A 23473-nucleotide genomic window follows, 5' to 3' on the forward strand; every position below is an offset into this window, starting at 1 on the left:
CTAGAAATTAAAAATTTGTTTCTAAGAAATAACTTTTGGAATTTCCTCGAAGTCATTTACTATTCCTTTCCTGGCATTATATTTTCTACTTCGTTTTCGATACTATCCATTTCTGAAGGAAATAAACCTCTGCTAATTAATATAACGCCAAAGAATACAATTAAAATGCTAATTCCCTTTTTAAGGCGATAAATGCGATTAGGTGTTAATTTATGATTTAGTTTTTTCGCTAGAAGTATTTTTAGAATATCAATAATAAAATAAGTAATTATTACTGAAGTAAAGAATACCAATAAACGCTCAGGATCCATATCCATCGTAGGTCCAAAGACAATTATTAAACCAAGCCAAAAACCTAGTACGCCAATATTTACAAAATTCAGTAGAAAACCTTTAACCACTAAACCTACGAAATCGCTTTTCTTTAATTTACGAACTTCAGAATCTTCGGGATGCGGAATAACTTTTTTTTCTTTTATGAAGGTAACAATCCCGTATGTGGCTAATATACACCCACCGAAAATGAACAAACCAGGATCGTCTTTTATGCTGTTTAAAAGTTTACTGGTACTAAAATAAGCGATGAGTAAAAAAATTACATCGGAAAGAATTACACCTATATCAAAAAAAATTGCCGCTCTAAATCCTTTAATTGCGGCAGTTTCTAGTAAAACAAAAAATACAGGTCCTAATAAAAAAGCAAGAAATAAGCCTAAAGGAATCGCTGCAAAAATATCTTGAACCATGAAGTTAAACTACTTTTATACATACAAAGTTAACAAATTGTAAACGCTATTCTTCTTTTTTTACAATTTTCCCTCCGAAGGTAGTTTTTTGATTGAGTTCTGAAGGATTTCCATACACATAAATAGAACCGCCAGCACTAACTTTTGCATTGCAACTTTCACTTGCATTTACTTCAGCATCGCCACCGGCACTTACTTTTACATTGGTAGATTGCGTTATTAATTCTTTGCCTTCATATTCGCCACCAGCTTTTATAGAAACTTCTTGTTGGTCTGCTTTACCATATAAATAAATTGATCCGCCGGTATAAATTTTTACTTTTAGGTTTTTAACTTCTATTTCTAACGCAATTCTGCTTCCTTCTTGTGCTGAAACAGTTAAATTTTCTTGTTTTATAATTTTAGAAGCATCGACTTCAGCGCCTTCGTTTATATCTAAAATTTCAAAAGATTTATAGTAAATTTCTACTTGCGTGTCATCTTCACTCCAAATATTATCGAGTTCAGATTTAATCTTCAGAACATTTCCATGCACTTTTGCTTCTACTTCTTCCTTTTCTACACCTTTGGCAATAATTTTATTTTCGGTGGAAGGAATTAAAGTTGCATTAATCTTATTGAATATTTTTATTTCATTAAAATCTTCTTCGATTTTAATTTCAATTTCTTGTGCAAACGCTTGCAACGATAATAAACTGATAACTAATAAAATATAGGTTTTCATAATTACATTTCTACTTCAGCTTTTGTGCCTATTAAATTAAAATCTAAATGGCGTTTTACCAAATCGGCATTTTTTACAGTTACATAAACTTCATCGCCAAGTTGATACGTTTTATGTGTATTTCTACCCACAATTGCATATTGTTCTTGGTCAAAATCGAAGTGATCTTCTTTAATATCTCGTAAACGAACCATTCCTTCGCATTTATTTTGTTCAATTTCAATGTAAATTCCCCATTCGGTTACGCCAGAAATTACACCTAAAAACTGCTCGTTTTCATGATCTTTCATGAATTTTACTTGCATATATTTTATAGAATCGCGCTCTGCATTGGTTGCAAAATTTTCCATATCGCTGCAATGCGCACTTTTTTCTTCATAATCATCTTGATTGGCAGAATCTTTACCTTCTAAATAGGCTTGTAACAAACGATGAACCATTACATCCGGATAACGTCTAATTGGCGAGGTGAAATGCGAATAATAATCGAATGCTAACCCGTAATGCCCAATATTATTCGTACTGTAATAGGCTTTACTCATGGTGCGAATAGTTAGGGTATCGACTAAATTTTGTTCTTTTTTTCCTTCAACATCCTTTAATAATCTATTTAAAGAAGAATTAATACTTTTTTTATCTTTTAAATTAATGGAATGCCCGAATTGCGATACAATATTTTGAAGGGAATTTAATTTTTCATCATCCGGTTCGTCGTGACAACGGTAAACAAATGTTTTCTTCGGTTCTTTTTTTCCGACAAATTCTGAAACTTTTCTGTTGGCTAACAACATAAATTCCTCGATGAGTTTATTGGCGTCTTTTGATGTTTTAAAATAAACACCAATAGGCTCGTTTTCTTCATTTAAATTGAATTTTACTTCAACTTTATCAAAAGAAATTGCTCCTTGACTCATGCGTTTTGCACGCATTTTTTTCGCTAAACTATCTAAGGTTAAAACCGCATCTACAATTTCTGGTGCGGTAGTGTACATTTTATCGGTAATGGAAATATCACTTGGTATATCGCCTGCTTTTGTTTCAATTATATGTTGTGCTTCTTCGTAAGCAAATCGCGCATCGCTATAAGTTACCGTTCTACCAAACCATTGGTTTACAACTTCCGCTTTTTTATTCATTTCAAAAACAGCAGAAAAGGTATATTTTTCTTCATTTGGGCGAAGTGAACACGCGTTATTGGATAAAACTTCTGGTAACATTGGTACCACGCGATCTACTAAATATATTGAAGTTGCGCGTTCGTAAGCTTCTTCATCGAGAATGGTTCCCGGTTGTAAATAATGCGAAACATCGGCAATGTGAATTCCGATTTCATAATTTCCGTTTTCAAGAATTTTAAAACTCAACGCATCATCAAAATCTTTCGCATCTTTAGGATCTATCGTAAACGTGAGCGTTTCGCGCATATCACGACGCTTTTGGATTTCACTTTCTTGAATGGATGTATCGATTTGATCTGCAAATTCTTCTACTTCTTTTGGAAAATCGTGCGGTAAACCGTTTTCAACCAAAATAGATTGCATCACGGTTTCGTGTTCACCGGGTTTTCCTAAAATTTCAATTACTTTTCCGAAAGGTGAATCGGCGTCGTCCGGCCAATCTTCTACTTCAACTAAAACCACCGTATTATCTTCGGCTTTCATGGTTTTGTTTTTCGGCACAAAAATATCGGTATACATTTTTCCGCTTTTCACTTCTACAAACCCGAAGTTTTGTTGCAATTGTAAAACGCCAACAAATGTAGTTTTCTTACGTTCTAAAACTTGGGTAATTTCACCTTCATTGTTACGTCTTCTACGGCGTTTATAGACATAAACTTGTACAAAATCGCCGTGAAAAGCTTTGTTTAAATTTTTATTTGGAATAAAAATATCTTCTTCTAACCCATCTACAATTACATAACCGTCTTTTTTTGAAGTGATTTCGAGAAAGCCCTCATAATAATCTCGTTTTTCATTGATTTGAAATTTACCGCGATCGGTTTCAATGATTTGTTTTTTGCCGGCAAGATGTGCTAATTTTCGAATAATTTGATTTCTGCTATTCGCATCATCTACGTTTAATTTTGCAGCAATTTGTTTATAATTCAATGCTTCAGAAGCATTTTTTCTTAAAATAGTGAGTATTTGTTTTGAAAGATTTTCAATCTTTTGATTGCCTTTATTTTTCTTTTTTCGTTTTGTCATGTATTGAATTCTATTGCTTTTAAAATTACAGTTTAAATTCGACATTCAATATCTTTCTAATTAAAGTTTTGTTAAGTCAGCTTTTAACATTTCGTTTTTTAAAAAGTGCTCTTCATCAGATTTAATGAATACTTAAAATTAATTTTACCTTAATTTGTTAAATATTATTTAAAATTTATTATTTTTGGTAATGTAATTTGATTATTATAAAATTATTTTTACAAAATAACCATGTTTAAACCACGTAAACTTCAATTTTTATTTATTCTTATCTTTTTATTAGGAGTAGTGACGGTTATTTACATTATTAATTTCAGTTTAAATCACTCGTTTGATGATGAAATTAAAAGACAAACTGCTATAAGTCTCGTAAAATTAAGTGAGCTTGCTTAATTTTTAGCTTTACTTTTTGATTTTTTTCTAATAGAAACCTTCCCTATTTCTATTTATTCTTTAAAGATTTTTATTTAGGAAACCTGCAATCATTTTTTTCAGTTTCATAAAAGTTAATTTCTGACTCTTCTAATTATAGAATTTCCTAAGTTTTCTACGCTAGTTTAAAAGTTAGGCAGTATTTCAATCTTCAGAATTTAATTCAAAAATAATTAAAGAGAACTTTCAAATAAAATTCAAAATACAATCAGACTTGTTAACAGTATACATGATTATATTTCTTCTTTCTTTAAATTTAAAAAAATAAATGATGATTATGATTGCTTGTGAATAGCGGTATATTTTATCAGATTTAAATTAGGTAAAGTTGAAATTGATATTCTGTAAACATATAATACTTTGGATTGTTAATTTTAAAGGCTTGAAAACTAAGGAATTTTAATATGTTGTTAACATTTGTTGAAAATAGTTTACAAGACTTAAGGTTAATTTTAAGCTTCAATTTTTGTTGTTAATAATTCAATTTTACCTCTTCATAACTTTTCGAGAAAAACTAACAACTCAATTTTGAAATCTAAGAATTTCGTCCTTATTGATTTTTTTAATTGAATTGCAAAAAAAGCTTATAAAAAGTAACCTAAACTTATTCACAATTAGTGTTTAATTCTAAAGGCTTATAAAATAACGCATTGTGAATTTTAATTAACAAGCAATAAATTGGAGTTAAAAAGGCTTTGTTTACCTTTGTAAAAATTCTTAAAAAGGACTCATGAAAATAGCTATTGGTAATGATCACGCCGGAACTTCGTATAAAAAAACGATTGTAGATTATTTACAATCCCAAGGTATAGAAATTTCTAATTACGGAACAGACGCTGAAGAAAGTGTAGATTATCCAGATTTTGTACATCCGGTTGCAAAAGATGTAGAGGATAAAAAAGTTGAATTAGGAATCATTATCTGTGGGAGCGGTAACGGTGCTGCAATGACGGCTAATAAACATCAAAATGTTCGTGCTGCTTTATGTTGGACGTCAGAAATTGCCACGTTAGCGCGAGAACATAACGACGCAAATATTTTAAGTATTCCCGCAAGATTTACTTCAGAACATCAAGCTTTAGAGATGGTAAAAATATTTTTAAATACAAAATTTGAAGGCGGAAGACACCAACGCAGAGTCGAAAAAATAGCCTGTCAATAAGTTAATAATGTATGGGTTCTTCACACAGCCATAATCACAACCATTCACATACGCCGGTAAATGGGAAAAACTTACTTTTTTCCATTTTTCTAAATATCGTTATTACGCTAGCCCAAGTAATTGGCGGTTTAATAAGCGGAAGTTTATCATTACTTTCTGATGCGTTGCATAATTTTAGTGATGTACTTTCACTCATTATTAGTTTTATTGCCAATAAAATGGCAGGAAAAGATGCTTCAGTCAGTAAAACTTTTGGTTATAAACGCGCCGAAATTATTGCAGCCTTTGTAAACGCGGCTTCCCTAATTGTCATTGCAATTTTATTAATAAAAGAAGCGGTCGAACGTTTTTTAGAGCCGCAAGCTATAAATTCTGAAATGGTAATTTGGCTGGCTTTATTAGCCATCGCCGGAAATGGTTTTAGTGTCTTGCTTATGAAAAAAGACAGCAAAACCAATATGAATATGCGCTCTGCATATTTACATTTATTAACCGATATGTTAGCTTCCGTAGCAGTTTTAATTGGTGGTTTATTAATGAAATTCTATCAAATTTATTGGGTAGATAGTCTTTTAACTGCAGGAATCGCCATTTATTTAATAATTGTAGGTTTCGATTTGCTAAAATCTTCTTTTAGGGTTTTAATGCTTTTTACGCCCAATGAAATTACGATTCAAGATATAGTTGAAAAAGTCTGTAAAATTGAAAAGGTAAAAAATATCCATCACATTCATATTTGGCAACTCAATGAAGATGAAGTTCATCTGGAAGCACATATGGATTTTCATGAAAATATTACCTTGTCTGAATTCGATTTAATATTAGAGAAAATTGAAAAAGTAATTCAAAAAGAATTCGGGATTAACCATATTAACATTCAACCAGAATTTAATAAACCCGATAGTAAAGCCATTATTGTTCAAGATTAAATCTATTTTCTATTGAAAATTTCCATTAAAAAATTTGAAGAATTAACTTTAACTGAATTATATCAAATTTTACAATTACGTTCAGAAGTTTTTGTGGTAGAGCAAGATTGCGTTTATCAAGATATCGACGGAAAAGACCAAGAAGCGCTTCATATAATCGGAAAAAAATCTGATAAAATTGTGGCTTACACACGCTGTTTTGCTCCCGGAATTTATTTTGAAGAAGCCGCCATTGGTCGCGTAGTGGTTCAAGAAAATGAACGAAAAAATAAATTAGGACACCAAATTTTAGAAGCTTCTATTCAAGCTATTCATAAAAAATTTACTACTTCTCACATAAAATTATCTGCGCAACAATACCTCACTAAATTCTACGAAACACATAATTTTAAGCAAATTGGTGAAGGTTATTTAGAAGATGGCATTCCGCATATCGCGATGATAAAAAAATAAATTTTCAGCATTTCATTTCCACCTCACGCTTCATTTTAAAAGAAACCATTTGACTTACAAGTATTTTAAATTTCGATTATCATCTAAATTGTTTGTGCAAATGTCTTTTTATGAATAGTTTTGCGCGCTCTTATGAAAAAGAATCTTATCACATATAACTTCAAACTTACGCCGCCATAGCGGAATTATCTTCCATGTAAAGCACTTTTATCTTTTCAATTTCAGGAAAGAATATATTTCAATAAAAAAATTCTCGCTTTCGGTATACTGAAAGCACTCACTTTTTAACATTCAACTTTTTATGAAAAAAGTATTTAACCTTTTCGATTTTAATCAAAAAGTAAATTATAAGACTGAGATTCTCGCAGGTCTCACCGTAGCTATGACAATGATTCCTGAATCATTATCTTTTGCTATTCTCGCAGGATTTCCTCCACTTGTAGGTTTATATGGAGCTTTTATTATGGGTTTAATTACTGCTATTTTTGGTGGTAGACCTGGTTTAGTTTCTGGTGGAGCAGGTGCCACTGTAGTCGTATTAATTGCTTTAATGAATTCACACGGTTTAGATTACGTTTTTGCTGCTGTTGCTTTAGCGGGAGTCATTCAGTTAATTGTAGGAGTTTTTAAGCTTGGTAAATTTATTCGTTTAGTCCCGCAACCGGTTATGTTTGGTTTTGTAAATGGTTTGGCAGTCATAATTTTTATGGCGCAATTAGAACAATTTAAAACGGTCATTAATGGCGAAGTTTCTTGGATCACTGGAATGCCATTTTTAATAATGGCTAGTTTGGTCGCTTTAACAATTGCTATTATATTAATTCTTCCAAAATTTACTAAAGCTATTCCGGCTTCATTAGTAGCAATTTTGGTAGTTTTTGGAATTGTTCTTGGGTTCGATATAGATACAAAACAAGTAGTAGATATTGCTTCGGTAAGTGGTACGTTACCTCCTTTTCATATTCCTGAGATTCCGTTTACGTTAGAAACTTTACAAATTATTCTTCCTTACGGATTAATAATGGCAGCGGTTGGTTTAACAGAAGGTTTATTGACTTTAAATTTAGTTGATGAAATTACAAAAACTAAAGGAAATAGTAACCGAGAATGTCTAGCACAAGGAACTGCAAATATTGCTAACGGATTTTTTTACGGAATGGGAGGCTGCCCAATGCTTGCACAAACTTTGGTAAACTTATCCTCAGGTTCTAGAGCAAGATTATCAGGAATTATTGCAGCGTTAACTATTTTGGTTATTATTTTGGTTGGTGCTCCGGTAATTGAATTATTACCAATGGCAGCTTTAACTGGTGTAATGATTATGGTAGCTATTGGTACGTTCGAGTGGACAAGCTTTAGAGCATTCACAAAAATGCCAAAACATGATATTTTTGTTATGTTAGTCGTTACAATTATTACAATTGTAATGCATAATTTAGCTTTAGCAGTTTTAATTGGTGTAATTATTTCGGCTTTAGTTTTTGCTTGGGAAAGTGCAAAACGAATTCGTGCAAGAAAAAGAATTGATGAAAACGGCGTTAAATACTATGAATTATACGGACCGCTATTTTTCGGTTCAACAGCTGCTTTTGCTGAAAAATTTGATGTAGAAAACGATCCTGAAGAAGTAGTTATAGATTTTGCTGAAAGTAAAATTACCGATATGAGTGCGATTGATGCAGTAAATAAAATTACAGAACGTTACCAAAAAGAAGGTAAAAAAATTCATTTGAAACATCTTAGTTCAGATTGTAGAAGATTATTACACAATGCTGATAAAATTATAGATGTAAATATAATTGAAGATCCTACCTATAAAGTAGTTTCAGATAGTTATTAAATGTAGAATTATCTAATTGAAACAGCCGAAAAATTTATTTTTTCGGCTGTTTTTATAAAAAATATCGATTCACATTTAACTTAACCAACGTTTCCCGAATTTTAGTAATTTTTCTTTTTCAATGCCGCGGAAAAAACCAAACATAATTAGCGCGTAAACCAATTGTGTTTTAAAATTTCCATTTTTATCATAGGTTCGGGTACTTACTAAAACATCTTCTTGAATAACCTTATAATCCGCTATTTTTGAAGCGCGTTTTATAAAATCATATTCTTCCATCAGTTTTAGCGATTCATCATAACCGTTGAGTTTCTCAAAGAAATTTTTAGTAATCCACAAGGTTTGTCCGCCGCCGCGAAACATCATTCCTTTATAGCGGGAAAAGTAACTATTCAGCAGTAAGAATTTATTATTCGTATTGAATAACGAGCGGAAACAACCAAAAGGAACATTTTTAATTTCCTTTAAAATAGCGTCATCAAAATTTTTAGGCGGAATGCTATCTGCGTGCACAAAATAGAGAATATCGCCAGAAGCTTTTTTCGCGCCAAGATTCATTTGTTTTGCTCTACTTTTAGCCGAATCGAACACTAAAGCGCCAAAAGATTTTGCTATTTTTTTACTTTCATCTTTACTTCCACCATCCACAATAATTATTTCTTTTGCTTTACTTTCCACTAAATGCGGTAAAAGAATTTTAAGGTTCTCTTCTTCATTAATTATGGGAATAATAATGCTAATGGTCATCGATTGAAATTTGAAAATTTAAGCTAGTTTTTCAGCCATTTTTTATTTATTAAGTGAATTTTCTAAATAGGAAATACAAAATCCTCTATGTGATTTTTAATCTGTTTTATAAAAATTATCGGTAATTATCTAAATCTAATTCCCAATTATAATCAAGAAACTCTACATCAGGATCTGAAGATTGCGGAATTAACTTATAATTTTTTAAAATTTTTATCACACCATCTTTTCCATTAAAATCTGCCCGAAACCAATCCATTAAACGTGGAACAAAAACTTTTTCTTCTGCTTTTTTGTAATTCACTTCTTTGCTGAGGTAATTTTTTGCCGATTTTTCTAATTGTTCATCCAACGAATTTACTTCATAAAAATAGACTGGCGGACAGCTTTTAGCACCACAATTCAATGCAAAATGAATGCGCCAATCTACTTCGCTCACGCGGAAGGTTTTTTCAAATTTTGAAGCAAACGGATCTTTTAAATGCCCATATGATAATTTTACGCGCGAATTCCGAATAAAACCGTGTTCAATATCATCGAGGCTTAATTTTTCGCCCACAATGGTAAATAATTCATCTTTAAAAAAGTCAGATCTATTTTTGTATAAATCAGGATTTTTCTTCAATAAATATTGTACATACGTATTGTAAATATTTAGCCAAAACGCTTTTTTCTTCGTATCGGTATTTAAAGTTTTTTTCAGCGTTTCTTTGGGTAAATTCGCTAATTGCATAACATATTTTTCGGCATTTTTTCCTTCTTTTACCGCATAGAAAAAATTCTTGGAAAGTTGAAAAGGATCTACTTGTGATTGAGAAATCTTAAGGTTTTGTGTGCTTTTTGCCGTTTGTCCACAAGCTATTATAAAAATAAAATTCGATAAAAAAAGTAGCGTAAATAAAGGTTTAAATTGAACATTTAAATTTTTCATAGCAAACACACTTTTGGTTTTAAATACCTACGAAAAAATACGAAAAAAAGTTGAAGTTATTTTTAAACTTATAGTCTGTAATATTGGAAGAAAGAAAATTACCACCAAACCACAAAAAAACGTTCAAACGTTTGCGTGTCTTTTTTCATCCAAAGTAAAGCGGCTTTTTTATGTTGAAAAAGATATTCGATTTCTGAATTTATTTCATCAAAATTTTTCCAAGTTTGGTTTTGTTCTGGTTCAATTGGCCAATTTTTCTTTTTGGGAGAATAAAATTGAAAAGATCCATATTCAGCTTTTGTAAATTCGTTTGAATGAATCCAAAAACCAACAATACAATCGTTATTAATATGCAAAAAAGTTTGATGTTGAAATCGCTTTGGAATAAATAAATTCGCTTTAAAACAGACTTTTTGCTGTATACTTTCAGGATTTAATTGAAATTTTTTCAGCGAATCTGAACTTTCTTCCCGAAAAAGTAACGGCAATTGGTGTTCTTTTAACCGCTTAATTTTCCGAATCAAACTATCTTTTCTATTCGGGCCAATCCAGCAGTCTAGTTCATTTTCAAAATCAGGATCGTAGACATAAAATTTGTAAACTAATTCAACGTGAAAAATTTGGTTAGAAGCCTTTTCTTTCAGAAAAAAATCGAATTCACCCAGGGTTTGTTTTTCATGAATTATTTGAAGATTTCCGGCAAGAAATTTATAATCTTCGTCTTGATTTATAGCGATTTCAAAAAATCGTTCGGCTCGTTTTCCTAACACTAAACTTTCCGGAAGTTTAAAATTTTCGGGAAGTGAATCCTGTGTTTTTTGTGTGGGAATTTCAAACGAGGATAAATCAAATAATTTTCCTTTCCACAGCGATTTCGTATTTAAAAAACCTTGATATTGTTGCTGAATAGACCTAATCTTTTCTCTTTTTTATTTCTTGAAGTTGTTGAACATCTAATAGATCTTTCGGTCTTTTTGCCCGTAATTTACTTTCAATTAAATCTTCATAGGAAAGCACGCGCCATTTTAAAAGTTGATGACCTTCAATTTCTACTTTTTCACTATTTTTATAAGCTTCTTCAAAGGTTTTAAAAGAAGAAAAATTTGTGATTAATTCTAAATTTAAATCTTCTGGTGAGAATTTAACCGAAATATTTTTGTGCTTGTTTTTTACTTCTAAAGGAAAATCATCGAGCTCATAATTCATAGCACGGAAAACTTTTAATAATTTTTGAAAATTATTTTCAGAAGTTTCAATCCAAAAATCTACATCGGCAGAATGTCTTTGATAGCCATGAAAATTAACCGCTCCGCCACCAACCATTAACATTCTTACGTTGTTTTTGTGGCAAAGTTCAATAAAAGTATTTATTTTATTTTTCCAGTCTTTTTGCATTGGAAATTTGAATTATAAAATTCTCTCCTTTTTCAAGTTGCTTATTTTTTTTAGGAAAATCTTTTAGCCGATAACTTAGTTCTAAAAAAGCATAAAATCGTTCTGACGGACTTAATTTTAAAAAATCCGTTTGTTGCATTTTATTACTTTCCGCTTTAGTTGTAAAAGAAACCTTCATTTTTAAATTACTTTAAAATTTGTTGATATTCATTTGAATTATTCAGAATATCACGCGCTTTCAAAATTTCAGGATTGTGCGTTAAATAATACGTGTATAAACCTTCTTCGTAAAAATAACGTTTTAAGATTTCATCGATAAGTAAACGTTCAATTTCAGGTTTTTTCTCTTCTAAATCTTCTTCTTTAGCTTTTTCAATAGAAGCTAATAAATCTTTATATTCCTTTTGAATTACTTCTTTAAAGCCTTCATCTTTGGCAATTTCAAGAGCATTTTTTAATTCCTTCTCCGTTTTGGTTTGGTAATTAAAATCTGTTTTTTTCAAGAAATCTTTAAAGTTATTGTAGTCAGCATCCGTAAAATTAAATTCTTCTAACTTTTTAATTTCATGGTTGTAATAATACTTTGTTGCAAAATCGAAAATAGCATTTTGTTCTAACAACGCATTTGTAATTCCGCTATACGCTGAAGTTTCCAGTTGAATATCAGGTAAAATTCCGCCGCCATCGTAAACTTTTCTTCCGTTTTTAGTGGTAAATTCATTATAATCTTCTTCGCGTGTTCTGGTGGCATTTCCTTTTTCATCACGATGCCAATAATCTAACGCCTGAATGCATCTTCCGCTTGGCGTATAATAGCGTGAAATGGTAACTTTTAGTTGAGTTCCGTAGGTTAATTTTTTTGGACGTTGAACCAAGCCTTTTCCAAAACTTCTCGCTCCAATAATTACCGCACGGTCTAAATCTTGTAAACTTCCCGAAACAATTTCACTCGCTGAAGCACTTCTTCCATTAATTAAAACTGCTAACGGAATTTGTGTATCGATTGCGTCACGTTGCGTTTGGTATGCTTTATTGTATTTATCGATAACCGATTTTGTGGTTACAATAGTTTCACCTTTCGGTACAAAAATGTTAGTCACATTTACTGCTTCTGAAAGTAAACCGCCGGGGTTCCCACGTAGATCTAACACGATTTTTGTGGCACCTTCTGCTTTTAATTCTTGTAATGCTTTTGCGACTTCACTAGAAGCTTTTCTATTGAATTTTGAAAGGACAATATAACCGATATTTTTGTTCATTAATTTGTAAAACGGAACCGCGTGCAATTCTACCGCTTCACGTTTAAGTGTTGTTTTTTGAACTTTCCCTTGTCTTTTAAACGTAATTTCTACGGAAGTCCCCGGAGCGCCTTTTAAAAGCTCTCCCGCATCATCTTGGAAATCTGAAACATCGATATCGCCAATTTTTATAATTTCATCTCCCGCGTTTAAACCGGCTTTATCGGCAGGATAACCTTTATAGGGTTCAATAATAGTAATTTTATGTTCTCGGGTTTCAATAGAAGCGCCAATTCCGGTATAATCGCCAGAATTTTGAATGCGCGCTTGTTCAACTTCTTGTTCGTTCCAAAATTTTGTATACGGATCTAAATCTTCCAGCATCGCCGTAATCGCGGTATCCATTAATTCTGCCGGATTGGTTTCATCTACATAATTCATGTTTAACTCTTTAAACAATGTAGTGAAAATCTCTATTTGCTTGGCAATTTCAAAAAAATCTGACTTGTAGCTTGTGGTGGTAAAAAATATTCCTACGGCAAGAATAGGGAGTAAAATTCGCTTCTTCATCTTCATTATAATTTTTCTTTGGTAACAAATTCTGCTAACAATTTCTGCATTTGTTCTTCTATAACAGAAAGTTCTAAGGTCTCTTTTCCGAGATAGATAAACATCATCGCAAATTGTTTTTCTGAACTAGAAACAATATACTTATTTTTTCGATAAGATTCTCGTAGTAAACGTTTTAAATAATTTCGTTTTACAGCGAGTTTAAAATTTTTCTTCGGAACGGAAACACCAATTTGATTTAGGTTTTCTGAAGTTTCAATTTCAGTATAAATTAATTTTAAGGGAAATTTTTTTAGCGTTTTTCCTTCGGAAAATAATTTCCCGATAAAAATTTTGCTTTTTAGCTTTTCTTTTCTTCCGAAGCTTTGGTTCATAAGAATGTAAATATAAAAAAACCCCGCAAATTTGCGGGGTTTAGAATTTTTTTAAATCTATACTTATTTTGTGTAAACGTTGTTTTCTCGATTTACATCTGCCATTTTTTGAGAAGGATCGATTTCAATTTTCGAAATATTCTCTTTGTCGGCTAATAAAGTTATCGTTTTTGTAGGATTTGCCCACGGCCAATCACTTAATTTTTCAGCTGAAGTTGGCTTTTGCCAATACATCATTCGCAATGGAATATAAAAATTTTCAGATTCGCCGTTGCTATATGTCACTTTTAAATCAATTGGCATTGGCATTAAGCCTTTTCGCTCTAACGTAATTTTGGTGTTATTTCCTTCTGAAGTTACTTCTTGAATTGCGTAATCTATCGTGTTGGTAGTTTTAGTCCAATCGTTTAAATACCAAGAAAGTTGTGCTCCAGAAACTTTTTCGGCTACGCGAATAAAATCATTTGGCGTTGGATGCTTAAATTTCCATTCGTTATAATAACGCTTTAAGGTTTTATCCACATTTTCTTTTCCGATTAAATATTCTAACTGTCTTAGAAAAACAGAACCTTTTGCATAAGCTGTAATTCCGTAATTTTGATTCGTTTCATACCGATCTGCGTGTGTAGATTGTGGCTGTTCTTTTCCCGAATTTGCCATATAGTAATAACCTCGGTAGGAATTTGAAAGTGGATGTTCACTAGAATTATTCATCACTTCTTCTTCAGCTAAGGTTGAAATATAGGTTGTAAAACCTTCATCCATCCATTCGTGTTGTGCTTCATTTGTAGCTAATAAAAACTGAAACCAAGAATGTGCAAATTCGTGAGCGGTTACGCCAACTAAACTTCCGAAGCTACGATTTCCGGTAATTAAAGTACACATTGCATATTCCATTCCGCCGTCGCCACCTTGAATTACAGAATATTGATCGTAAGGATACGGACCAATATGTTTGTTATAATAAAGTAATAATTCTTCGGTTTTTTCGGGTAGTTTTTTCCAATTTTCGGTGAAATTATTTTCACTATCGTAAGCAGGATTATCTTTATATAAAAAATGAAGAATAGTTCCGTCTTTTGCTACGCGTTTATCATGTACAAAATCGGGATCTGCAGCCCAGGTAAAATCGTGTACATTAGGTGCTTTAAAATGCCACGTTAGTTTTTCACCTGTTGGGTTTATTTCTTTTCCTTTATCTTGGTAGTTATGCCCGATTTCGTTTGGGTTTTGTAAATAACCGCTTCCGCCGAGAACATAATCTTTATCGATTGTTATTTTTACATCAAAATCTCCCCAAACGCCGTGAAATTCTCTTCCGATGTAAGCATCTGCGTGCCAACCTTCGAAATCGTATTCAGCTAATTTAGGATACCATTGCGTCATCGATAAAGCGACGCCTTCTTCATTATTTCTTCCAGAACGACGAATTTGTACAGGAACTTGCCCTTCAAAATTCATCTTAAACGTAGTTTTCTTTCCCGGTAAAATAGGTTCGTCTAATTCAACTTGAAGAATTGTACCAATTATTTTATAATCTAAATCAGTATTATCTTGCGTAAGTTTATTGACGTTTAAATAACCGATTTCATCTGCAGAAAGTTTACTAATTCTATCACCAACACGACTATCTGGATCTTGAATAGTTCTAGATCTTACATCCATTTCACTTCCCGGTTGAAAAGCATTAAAATATAAATGATAGAAAACTTGCGTTAACGTATCGGGACTATTGTTAGTATAAACCAGCTCTTGCGTTCCGGTATATTGGTAATCTTTTGCATTAACATCAACATCCATCGTGTAATCTACATGTTGTTGCCAATAAGTAGAATTTGATGATTTTGCTGAAATTTTAGTAGACATTTCAGTTGTTCCGCAAGAAACAACTGAAATGAGGGTAATAAAAAGAAATGTGTTTTTAATAAACTTCATAAAAATTACATTTTGCTTGCCATAATTAAGGCATTATAAAGGTTTACCATTCTTCCTGAAGTTGATAATTCAGTAAATGGTCTTACGTCTTCCGGATCTCCGCCCACGATAACATCAGCAGAAGAAGTTAATCCACTTTTAATGATGATATCTTTTACTTCAGCTGCACTTAATTTTGGATAATATGAACGAATTACAGCTGCAACTCCTGCTACTGCCGGAGAAGCCATGGAAGTTCCTTGTAAATATTCATAACTGTCTAAAGGTGTAGTTGACCAAATTTTAGTTCCTGGTGCAAATACATCTACATTTGTTCTTCCGTAGTTAGAAAAACTAGCTACAAGACCTGAACCGTATTCGTAGTTTGAAGCACCAACGGTTAAGAAATTATCTGCCACTTCTTCGATATTCACAGGATCTTGATCATTAGGATAAACTCGACTAGAATCTAAATCTAAACCGTCGTTTCCAGCTGCATTTACAATTAAAACATCTTTTTTAGCAGCGTATTTTATCGCGTCGATCACCCATTCTGGATGTGTAGAAAAATATTTCCCGAAACTGGTATTAATTACTTTTGCACCATTATCTACCGCATAACGAATACCCAAAGCGATATCTTTATCATATTCATCACCATCTGGAACTGCTCTAACCGCCATAATTTTTACATTATCGGCAACACCGTTCATTCCAATTCCGTTATTACGAACCGCGCCGATAATTCCGGCTACGTGCGTACCATGTTTTGCATCTTCTTTTTTAGGATCTGGACCGTCTACATCGTTATTTCCGTAATCTGTATCGGTTAAATCGTTTACGTCATCACCGGTTTTTCTTCCGTTGAAATCCATATTAAGATGCGTATCTAATCTCCCTTGAAAATATTCAATTCCACCGGTAAGTTGTTCGTCAACTTCAGCTAAATCATCGGTATTATTAAAAAGCTGCATTAAAAATGCTTTCGATTGCTGAAGTTTTTCAGTATCGGCTTCCATTTTTGCAAGCTCTTCTTTTGTAAAGTTTTCTTTACCCAATTTTTGGCTAACGGTGTTTTGCGCCATTTCCAGCTGTTGCTGTAATTGCGCATAATAATTTTTATTTTTTAAAATCTCATTATACTCTTTGTTGTATTCTTCTTGAGCCTTAGTGTATAATTCGTATTCTTCTTTATTGGCTTCACTTATTTCTGAAGCAGATTTTCCTTCATATTTAGGTTTTAAATCTTTAAGAATTCTAACGAACTGCATGTTTTCTCCTACTGCATCGCCCAAGAAATTCCAGCCGTGAATATCATCTACATAACCATTTTTGTCGTCATCTATTCCGTTTCCTGGAATTTCATCTTCATTTGTCCAAATGTTGCTTTTTAAATCTTCATGTTCAATATCAACTCCGCTATCTACAACACCAACGATTACGGTTTTTCCTTTGTAATCTTTAATAATTTCATCATAAGCTTTTTGAACGCTCATTCCGGGAATGGTGTCTTTCTTTAAATCGGCACCACCCCAACCTTTAAGTTCGGTTTCACTTAATTCTGAATTTTTTAGGGGTTGCTGATCGATATTTTCGATGGGCGTTGAAGTAATTGTTGGCCCGGTAGTTCCACAAGAGGTGGCAAAAACAGCTGCAATTAAAGCAGCGAATGTTGGTTTAATAAATCTTCTTTTCATTGGGTTTTGTTATGAATTAAAAACTTCGTTAAATGTATAGGTTTTATCGTGTCTTACGCCTTTTTCGGTATGTTTAAGCGTAATAATTTCATTATGTGCATCGTGTTCTAAAAACAAATAGAATCCTTCTTCTGCAGCTTTGTCTAGAAAAGCACGTTTTTCAGCTAACGTTAATAAAGGTCGCGTATCGTAACCCATTACATACGGCAACGGGACGTGACCGGCAGTTGGTAACAAATCTGCCATAAAAACGATTGTTTTACCTTGATAACTAATATGCGGTATCATTTGTTTATCGGTGTGACCATCGACAAAGAGTACGCCAAAATTAAAATAATCGTAGAAATTAGATCCTTTTTCATTTCTATCGAGAAAATTTAATTGTCCGCTTTCTTCCATCGGGATTAAATTTTCTTTTAAAAATGACGCTTTTTCTCTCGCGTTGGGTTGCAGCGCCCAATCCCAATGTTCTTCATTGGTCCAAAATTTAGCATTTTTGAATGCCGGTTCGTAACCGGTTCGGTCTTTATTCCATTGAATACTTCCGCCACAATGATCAAAATGCAAATGGGTTAGAAAAACATCGGTAATATCATCACGATGAAATCCTTTTTCTTGTAATGATTTATCAAGGGAATGATCGCCCCAACGGTAATAGTGTTTGAAAAATTTTTCGCTTTGCTTATCGCCAAGACCATTATCAATTAAAATTAACTTATCGCCTTCTTCAATTAATAAACACCTTGCAGCAATATCAATCATATTGTTATTATCGGAAGGATTAGTTCGACTCCATAAGGATTTAGGAACTACTCCAAACATCGCGCCTCCATCTAATTTAAAATTTCCTGCTTCAATGGGATGTAATTTCATAAAATTGATTTTTGGTTACTTGAAAACATCGCAAATTATGAAAATGAATTTTTTTAACTTGTGCTTTATAAGGTTTTAACAATAGTTTGTAACTGAGAAGTTATTTTAAAGAAACCATTGTACGAAATAGGTTTTATTTGTGCAAAAAAAGTTATTTTGCAGTAAATTTACAATTGATGTTAGAACTTGCCGGAATTATAATTTTAGGGATTTTAGCACAGTGGGTTGCATGGAAATTTAAAATCCCCGCTATTTTACCGCTTATTCTTATTGGATTAGCGGTAGGCCCTATTGCCACACTCTTTACCGCAGACGGCGGAAAATTAATTGAACCTATTTGGAATGGAGATTCAGGATTATTTCCCGGGGAAAGTCTGTTTTATTTTGTTTCGTTAGCAATTAGTATTATTCTTTTTGAAGGCGGATTAACCCTGCGACGAGGCGAAGTTTTAAATGTTGGTCCTGTTATCGTAAAATTAATTACGGTTGCTGTAATTGTAACCTTTATTGGTGCAGGAATAGCTGCTCATTTTATTTTTGACCTCTCTTGGCAAATTTCCTTTCTTTTTGCGGCTTTAATAATTGTAACCGGACCGACTGTAATTACTCCTATTTTACGGAATATTCCGTTGAAAAAGGATGTTTCGGCAATTTTGAAATGGGAAGGAATTTTAATCGATCCTATTGGCGCATTAGTCGCGGTATTAGTTTTTGAATTTATTAGCGCCGGTGAAGGAAAAGAATTTACAGAAACGGCTTTAATTGGTTTTGGAAAAATTGTGCTATTCGGTTTTACGTTTGGTTTTACCTTTGCCCACGGTTTAGCTTTATGTATAAAGAAAAATATTATTCCGCATTATTTATTAAATGTTTTTACGTTAGCAACTGTTCTGGGAGTTTTTGTATTGGCCGATTTATTCGCACACGAAAGCGGATTATTAGCGGTAGTTGTGATGGGAATGGTTCTAGGGAATATTAATCTACCCAATATTAAAGAACTCCTTTATTTTAAAGAATCATTGAGTGTATTATTAATTTCAATTTTATTTATTCTTCTTGCAGCTAATATAAATATTGATGACTTGCTACTGGTTTATAATTGGAACGCACTTTTATTATTTACCGTAGTTGTATTTTTAGTTCGTCCTTTAGGTGTGTTTGTAAGTAGTATAAATTCATCACTCAAATTCAACGAAAAATTATTTATAAGTTGGGTAGGTCCACGTGGAATCGTAGCCGCTGGTATCGCTTCTCTATTTGGTTTAAAATTAGCAAGTCAAGGTATAGAAGGTGCAGAATATATTACACCATTAGTTTTTATGGTAGTTTTAGGAACGGTACTTTTAAACGCTACAACGGCAAGATTTTTTGCACAATTTGTCGGTGTATTTTTAAAACATTCCGAAGGAATTTTAATTATTGGCGCTTCATCAATTTCACGTTTAATTGCTACTTATTTGAAGAAAAATAATCGTCACGTTGTTTTAGTAGATAATAACCGAACCAATGTGAGAAAAGCAAAAGAATTAGGACTTGAAGCTATTGAAGGAAGTGTTTATGAAGATGAGTTAATAAATAATATTGAATTGAATGATGTAGGGTATTTAATGGCACTTACCGGAAATTCTGAAATTAATAATATGGCGATCGAGAAATTTCAGAAACATTTTGGTGAAAACGGTTCGTTTAGAGTGGTTTCTTCTGATGAAATGTCGGATCCTGAAAATAACCCAAAAGAAGGTTTATTTTCACACACCGATGATTATATAAAATTAACTGAAGTTGCTCGAAAATATCCAGTAATTCAGGAGATAAGAATTAATTCGCAAGAACATTACGGCGGATTAATTGAAATTACTAAAACCGATCCTGAAATTATTCCTTTATTCGTAAAAAATAACGAAGGAGATTTAAGTATTATTCCCTCTAACAGTCAAGATGTTGAAATAGAAGAAGGCTGTATGTTAGTTTATTTAGGAAAAACGTTGGAATTAGAAGAAACCGAAGAAGAAACTGATTTAGAAAATACAGTTGAAGAAGACGATAAAAAACAAGAGGAAGAAAATAATTAATCTTCCTCTTCAATAGCTTTCAATAATTCAGGTGTTAATGCTAAGGTGTGAAATACATTTTGCACATCATCATCATCTTCAAACTTATCGATTAAGGCTACAATTTTTTTTGCGTCTTCTAAAGATAGTTCGGTAGTATTTAAAGGTATTCGTTGTAATTCAGAATTTTTAACTTCAATATTTAAGTTTTCCAACGCCTCAGCCATTTTACCAAAATCAGTAAAATCGGTATAAATAGTGAGCAGTTCTTCTTCATTTTCAAAATCTTCTGCTCCAGCCTCGATAAGTTTCAATTCTAATTCTTCAATAGAAATTTCCAACTTTTCCTTTTCAATCGCAAAAACTCCTTTTCTGTCGAATAAAAACTCTAAAGATCCATTAGTTCCTAAATTTCCACCATTTTTTGAAAAAATTGATCGTACCGACGCTACCGTTCTATTCGTATTATCGGTGGTACATTCCACATAAATTGCAATTCCGTTTGGTCCGTAACCTTCAAAAGTAACCGATTCATAATTTTCAGCGTCAGCGCCACTTGCTTTTTTAATAGCTCTTTCTATGGTGTCTTTAGGCATATTTACACCTTTCGCATTAGCAATTGCATTACGAAGTGTTGGGTTTGAATCTGCATCGGGACCTCCGCCTTCTTTCACCGCAACAGTAATATCTTTAATTGCTCGGGTAAATTGTTTAGCTCTTTTTTTGTCTTGAGCTCCTTTTCGATGTTTTATATTTGCCCATTTACTATGTCCTGCCAAAATAAATTGATTTTTAAAAAATGTAAATACAAGCTAATAAAAATTGATATTTCAGAAAAAGCATTTTTTAAGTTTTTTTGAAATAACTATTAAAAAATATATATTGCTGAATATTGATAAAATCCTATTATGAAAAAATATTTATTATCACTAACGATATTTTCAGTAGTATTAATTGCTTCTTGTTCTGAAGATGAAGGCGGTACTAGTTGTGAAAATATTGCTCAAGCATATGCCTTGGCTTTAGAAGCCTATTCTAACGACCCTACAAGTTCAAATTGCCAGCGATTGAATTCTGCTGCTGAAGCTTATGCGGAAACGCTTTGCCCAAATGCACAAACTGCCCAGACAGTAGAATGTTCTAGCGGTGGTGAAGATGAAGGCGGAAGTGAAGGAGAAGAATAATTAACTGGATTAGGATAATTCCTAATAATAAAAAAGCTCTTGAAATTTTCAAGAGCTTTTTTATTTAATCATTTAGCTTTAGAACAGCCATAAATGCTTCTTGCGGTATTTCTACATTTCCTACAGCTCGCATTCGTTTTTTACCTTTTTTCTGTTTTTCCAAAAGTTTACGTTTACGAGAAATATCACCACCATAACATTTAGCGGTTACGTCCTTTCGTAAAGCTTTTACAGTTTCACGAGCAATAATTTTAGCTCCAATTGCTGCTTGAATAGGAATATCAAACTGTTGACGTGGAATTAATTCTTTCAATTTTTCGCACATTCTTTTTCCGATATCATATGCATTATCCACGTGAAGTAAAGCAGAAAGTGCATCTACGGTGTTTCCGTTTAAAAGTACATCAACTTTTACAAGTTTGGAGGCTTTCATACCGATTGGTGCGTAATCAAAAGAAGCGTAACCTTTAGAAACGGTTTTTAAACGATCGTAAAAATCAAAGACAATTTCAGCTAAAGGCATATTAAATGTAAGCTCCACACGCTCTGGCGTTAAGTAAGTCTGATTTACAATTTCACCTCGTTTTTCAATACAAAGTGACATTACAGGACCAACAAAATCTGCTTTCGTAATAATGGTAGCTTTAATAAAAGGTTCTTCTACACGATCTAATTTTGAAGGTTCGGGTAAATCGGTAGGATTATTTACTAAAATAATTTCATTGGGTTCTTTGTTGGAATACGCGTAATAAGAAACGTTAGGAACAGTAGTAATCACCGTCATATCGAATTCACGCTCTAAACGTTCTTGTATTATTTCTAAATGTAACATTCCTAAGAAACCACAACGAAAACCAAAGCCTAGAGCCGCAGAACTTTCCGGTTGAAAAACCAACGAAGCATCGTTTAACTGAAGTTTTTCCATACACGAACGAAGTTCTTCATAATCTTCGGTATCTACCGGATAAATACCGGCAAAAACCATCGGTTTTACATCTTCGAATCCTGCCACGGCTTCAGTAGTTGGATTTTCAGCATCGGTAATCGTATCTCCTACTTTTACTTCTCTCGCGTCCTTAATTCCAGTGATGAGATAACCTACATCGCCGGTTTTAATTTCTTTCTGCGGAAATTGTTTCAGTCTTAATGTTCCAACTTCATCGGCAAAATAATTTTTTCCGGTGTTTACAAATTTAATCTTTTGTCCTTTTTTTATACTTCCGTTTATAACTCTAAAAAAAGTTTCTACGCCACGAAATGGATTATAGACAGAATCGAATATTAGAGCGCGAAGTGGAGCATCAACTTTACCAGTTGGTGCAGGAACACGTTCAATAATTGCTTTTAAAATTTCTTCTATTCCTAATCCGGTTTTTGCACTGGCAGGAATAATTTCATCGGGATCGCATCCTAAAAGATCTACAATATCATCGGTAACTTCTTCAGGATTTGCGCTAGGTAAATCGATTTTATTTAAAACGGGAATAATTTCTAAATCATTTTCTAACGCAAGATATAAGTTAGAAATAGTTTGTGCTTGAATACTTTGTGCAGCGTCGACAACTAATAAAGCTCCTTCACATGCAGCGATTGATCTAGAAACTTCATAAGAAAAATCGACGTGACCCGGAGTATCAATTAAATTTAAAACATATTCTTCACCGTTATAAGGGAAATTCATTTGTATGGCGTGACTTTTTATGGTAATACCACGTTCACGTTCTAAATCCATACTATCCAAGAGTTGTTCTTGTTTTTCACGTTCAGTAACCGAGCCGGTAAAATCTAACAATCGGTCGGCTAAGGTACTTTTACCGTGGTCAATATGGGCAATTATGCAAAAATTTCGAATATGCTTCATATAAGTCTCAACTTCATTTATATTAGTTAAGGTAAGATAAAGTACTCTTTATAAGACCTCAACAAGAGAATTTGTTGCAAATATAGTTTTTTGAAAATGAAATATCCTTCTTCTATTTATGAAGTTTATCCTATATTGCAATATTATT

22 protein-coding genes are annotated in these 23473 nt (G+C 32.6%); 7 read left to right on the forward strand and 15 right to left on the reverse strand.

What is annotated here, in order from left to right; translation table 11 throughout:
• Positions 1-59 precede the first annotated feature (59 nt).
• From ACFFGL_RS09090 to rnr, 3 genes are read right to left on the reverse strand one after another with little or no spacing between them, the layout of a single operon-like run.
• Complete coding sequence (locus ACFFGL_RS09090; RefSeq protein WP_309726754.1) at positions 60-746, reverse strand: LysE family translocator; 687 nt, start codon at positions 744-746, stop codon at positions 60-62.
• A gap of 46 nt (positions 747-792) precedes the next feature.
• Positions 793-1470 (reverse strand): head GIN domain-containing protein, encoded by a 678-nt coding sequence (locus ACFFGL_RS09095; RefSeq protein ID WP_309726752.1) that lies wholly within the window; start codon positions 1468-1470, stop codon positions 793-795.
• Positions 1471-1472: 2 nt separating this feature from the next.
• The gene (rnr, locus tag ACFFGL_RS09100; RefSeq protein WP_309727154.1) at positions 1473-3674 is read right to left on the reverse strand and encodes a ribonuclease R; all 2202 of its coding nucleotides are present in this window, start codon (positions 3672-3674) and stop codon (positions 1473-1475) included.
• Between the two features lie 231 nt (positions 3675-3905).
• Between rnr and ACFFGL_RS09105 the strand changes: the two genes are divergently transcribed.
• From ACFFGL_RS09105 to ACFFGL_RS09125, 5 genes are all read left to right on the forward strand, one after another.
• A complete protein-coding gene (locus tag ACFFGL_RS09105; protein WP_309726750.1) occupies positions 3906-4067 on the forward strand; it encodes a hypothetical protein in 162 nt (53 codons plus the stop codon).
• A gap of 769 nt (positions 4068-4836) precedes the next feature.
• On the forward strand, positions 4837-5268 hold the full coding sequence (rpiB, locus tag ACFFGL_RS09110) for a ribose 5-phosphate isomerase B (RefSeq protein ID WP_309726748.1): 432 nt from the start codon (positions 4837-4839) through the stop codon (positions 5266-5268).
• 11 nt (positions 5269-5279) lie between these two features.
• Complete coding sequence (locus tag ACFFGL_RS09115) at positions 5280-6197, forward strand: cation diffusion facilitator family transporter (RefSeq protein WP_309726746.1); 918 nt, start codon at positions 5280-5282, stop codon at positions 6195-6197.
• Positions 6198-6209: 12 nt separating this feature from the next.
• The gene (locus ACFFGL_RS09120) at positions 6210-6650 is read left to right on the forward strand and encodes a GNAT family N-acetyltransferase (protein ID WP_309726745.1); all 441 of its coding nucleotides are present in this window, start codon (positions 6210-6212) and stop codon (positions 6648-6650) included.
• Positions 6651-6951: 301 nt separating this feature from the next.
• Positions 6952-8490 carry a SulP family inorganic anion transporter gene (locus tag ACFFGL_RS09125; protein ID WP_309726743.1) on the forward strand — a complete coding sequence of 513 codons (1539 nt, stop codon included), beginning with the start codon at positions 6952-6954 and terminating at the stop codon, positions 8488-8490.
• Positions 8491-8565: 75 nt separating this feature from the next.
• On the opposite strand, the gene ACFFGL_RS09130 is transcribed toward ACFFGL_RS09125, so the two are convergent.
• The 10 genes from ACFFGL_RS09130 to ACFFGL_RS09175 form a co-directional block, all read right to left on the reverse strand.
• Positions 8566-9237 carry a TIGR04283 family arsenosugar biosynthesis glycosyltransferase gene (locus ACFFGL_RS09130; RefSeq protein WP_309726742.1) on the reverse strand — a complete coding sequence of 224 codons (672 nt, stop codon included), beginning with the start codon at positions 9235-9237 and terminating at the stop codon, positions 8566-8568.
• Positions 9238-9352: 115 nt separating this feature from the next.
• Positions 9353-10168, reverse strand: a complete 816-nt coding sequence (locus ACFFGL_RS09135) for a DUF547 domain-containing protein (RefSeq protein ID WP_309726740.1) — start codon at positions 10166-10168, stop codon at positions 9353-9355.
• Between the two features lie 98 nt (positions 10169-10266).
• Complete coding sequence (locus ACFFGL_RS09140; protein WP_378928492.1) at positions 10267-11085, reverse strand: DUF1853 family protein; 819 nt, start codon at positions 11083-11085, stop codon at positions 10267-10269.
• Complete coding sequence (locus tag ACFFGL_RS09145) at positions 11081-11563, reverse strand: nucleotidyl transferase AbiEii/AbiGii toxin family protein (protein WP_309726738.1); 483 nt, start codon at positions 11561-11563, stop codon at positions 11081-11083. Before ACFFGL_RS09145 ends, ACFFGL_RS09140 begins: the two co-directional genes overlap by 5 nt.
• Positions 11541-11741 carry a hypothetical protein gene (locus tag ACFFGL_RS09150; protein ID WP_309726737.1) on the reverse strand — a complete coding sequence of 67 codons (201 nt, stop codon included), beginning with the start codon at positions 11739-11741 and terminating at the stop codon, positions 11541-11543. The genes ACFFGL_RS09145 and ACFFGL_RS09150 overlap by 23 nt, the downstream gene beginning before the upstream one ends.
• Positions 11742-11748: 7 nt before the next feature.
• Positions 11749-13371 carry a S41 family peptidase gene (locus ACFFGL_RS09155; RefSeq protein ID WP_309726735.1) on the reverse strand — a complete coding sequence of 541 codons (1623 nt, stop codon included), beginning with the start codon at positions 13369-13371 and terminating at the stop codon, positions 11749-11751.
• 5 nt (positions 13372-13376) lie between these two features.
• Positions 13377-13745 (reverse strand): ribonuclease P protein component, encoded by a 369-nt coding sequence (rnpA, locus tag ACFFGL_RS09160; protein ID WP_309726734.1) that lies wholly within the window; start codon positions 13743-13745, stop codon positions 13377-13379.
• A gap of 63 nt (positions 13746-13808) precedes the next feature.
• A complete protein-coding gene (locus ACFFGL_RS09165) occupies positions 13809-15680 on the reverse strand; it encodes a M1 family metallopeptidase (RefSeq protein ID WP_374708745.1) in 1872 nt (623 codons plus the stop codon).
• A 5-nt stretch (positions 15681-15685) separates the two neighbouring features.
• Complete coding sequence (locus tag ACFFGL_RS09170; protein WP_309726732.1) at positions 15686-17356, reverse strand: S8 family serine peptidase; 1671 nt, start codon at positions 17354-17356, stop codon at positions 15686-15688.
• A 9-nt stretch (positions 17357-17365) separates the two neighbouring features.
• A complete protein-coding gene (locus tag ACFFGL_RS09175; protein ID WP_309726730.1) occupies positions 17366-18229 on the reverse strand; it encodes an MBL fold metallo-hydrolase in 864 nt (287 codons plus the stop codon).
• A gap of 176 nt (positions 18230-18405) precedes the next feature.
• On the opposite strand from ACFFGL_RS09175, the gene ACFFGL_RS09180 reads away from it, so the two are divergent.
• Positions 18406-20301, forward strand: coding sequence for a cation:proton antiporter (locus tag ACFFGL_RS09180; RefSeq protein ID WP_309726728.1), 1896 nt, complete (start codon positions 18406-18408; stop codon positions 20299-20301).
• On the opposite strand, the gene ACFFGL_RS09185 is transcribed toward ACFFGL_RS09180, so the two are convergent.
• The gene (locus ACFFGL_RS09185) at positions 20298-21059 is read right to left on the reverse strand and encodes a YebC/PmpR family DNA-binding transcriptional regulator (protein ID WP_309726727.1); all 762 of its coding nucleotides are present in this window, start codon (positions 21057-21059) and stop codon (positions 20298-20300) included. The two genes, ACFFGL_RS09180 and ACFFGL_RS09185, sit on opposite strands and share 4 nt — an antisense overlap.
• A gap of 129 nt (positions 21060-21188) precedes the next feature.
• Here ACFFGL_RS09185 and ACFFGL_RS09190 point away from each other — a divergent pair, with 129 nt between their 5' ends.
• Positions 21189-21464: a hypothetical protein gene (locus tag ACFFGL_RS09190; RefSeq protein WP_309726725.1), complete on the forward strand. Its 276-nt coding sequence runs from the start codon at positions 21189-21191 to the stop codon at positions 21462-21464.
• A gap of 64 nt (positions 21465-21528) precedes the next feature.
• Here the strand turns inward: ACFFGL_RS09190 and lepA are convergent, their stop codons facing one another.
• Positions 21529-23325 carry a translation elongation factor 4 gene (gene lepA, locus ACFFGL_RS09195; RefSeq protein WP_309726723.1) on the reverse strand — a complete coding sequence of 599 codons (1797 nt, stop codon included), beginning with the start codon at positions 23323-23325 and terminating at the stop codon, positions 21529-21531.
• Positions 23326-23473 lie beyond the last annotated feature (148 nt).

Origin of the sequence: Mesonia maritima (assembly GCF_042433895.1) — a bacterium.
In the GTDB taxonomy this organism is placed as follows: Bacteria; Bacteroidota; Bacteroidia; order Flavobacteriales; family Flavobacteriaceae; genus Mesonia; species Mesonia maritima.

What these genes read in the sequence shown, in the direction of transcription:
- ACFFGL_RS09090 (WP_309726754.1), bottom strand. Translation starts at nt 746, where the DNA reads ATGGTTCAAGATATTTTTGCAGCGATTCCTTTAGGCTTATTTCTTGCT.
- ACFFGL_RS09095 (WP_309726752.1), bottom strand. Translation starts at nt 1,470, where the DNA reads ATGAAAACCTATATTTTATTAGTTATCAGTTTATTATCGTTGCAAGCG.
- rnr (WP_309727154.1), bottom strand. Translation starts at nt 3,674, where the DNA reads ATGACAAAACGAAAAAAGAAAAATAAAGGCAATCAAAAGATTGAAAAT.
- ACFFGL_RS09105 (WP_309726750.1), top strand. Translation starts at nt 3,906, where the DNA reads ATGTTTAAACCACGTAAACTTCAATTTTTATTTATTCTTATCTTTTTA.
- rpiB (WP_309726748.1), top strand. Translation starts at nt 4,837, where the DNA reads ATGAAAATAGCTATTGGTAATGATCACGCCGGAACTTCGTATAAAAAA.
- ACFFGL_RS09115 (WP_309726746.1), top strand. Translation starts at nt 5,280, where the DNA reads ATGGGTTCTTCACACAGCCATAATCACAACCATTCACATACGCCGGTA.
- ACFFGL_RS09125 (WP_309726743.1), top strand. Translation starts at nt 6,952, where the DNA reads ATGAAAAAAGTATTTAACCTTTTCGATTTTAATCAAAAAGTAAATTAT.
- ACFFGL_RS09130 (WP_309726742.1), bottom strand. Translation starts at nt 9,237, where the DNA reads ATGACCATTAGCATTATTATTCCCATAATTAATGAAGAAGAGAACCTT.
- ACFFGL_RS09135 (WP_309726740.1), bottom strand. Translation starts at nt 10,168, where the DNA reads ATGAAAAATTTAAATGTTCAATTTAAACCTTTATTTACGCTACTTTTT.
- ACFFGL_RS09145 (WP_309726738.1), bottom strand. Translation starts at nt 11,563, where the DNA reads ATGCAAAAAGACTGGAAAAATAAAATAAATACTTTTATTGAACTTTGC.
- ACFFGL_RS09150 (WP_309726737.1), bottom strand. Translation starts at nt 11,741, where the DNA reads ATGAAGGTTTCTTTTACAACTAAAGCGGAAAGTAATAAAATGCAACAA.
- ACFFGL_RS09155 (WP_309726735.1), bottom strand. Translation starts at nt 13,371, where the DNA reads ATGAAGAAGCGAATTTTACTCCCTATTCTTGCCGTAGGAATATTTTTT.
- rnpA (WP_309726734.1), bottom strand. Translation starts at nt 13,745, where the DNA reads ATGAACCAAAGCTTCGGAAGAAAAGAAAAGCTAAAAAGCAAAATTTTT.
- ACFFGL_RS09165 (WP_374708745.1), bottom strand. Translation starts at nt 15,680, where the DNA reads ATGAAGTTTATTAAAAACACATTTCTTTTTATTACCCTCATTTCAGTT.
- ACFFGL_RS09170 (WP_309726732.1), bottom strand. Translation starts at nt 17,356, where the DNA reads ATGAAAAGAAGATTTATTAAACCAACATTCGCTGCTTTAATTGCAGCT.
- ACFFGL_RS09175 (WP_309726730.1), bottom strand. Translation starts at nt 18,229, where the DNA reads ATGAAATTACATCCCATTGAAGCAGGAAATTTTAAATTAGATGGAGGC.
- ACFFGL_RS09180 (WP_309726728.1), top strand. Translation starts at nt 18,406, where the DNA reads ATGTTAGAACTTGCCGGAATTATAATTTTAGGGATTTTAGCACAGTGG.
- ACFFGL_RS09190 (WP_309726725.1), top strand. Translation starts at nt 21,189, where the DNA reads ATGAAAAAATATTTATTATCACTAACGATATTTTCAGTAGTATTAATT.
- lepA (WP_309726723.1), bottom strand. Translation starts at nt 23,325, where the DNA reads ATGAAGCATATTCGAAATTTTTGCATAATTGCCCATATTGACCACGGT.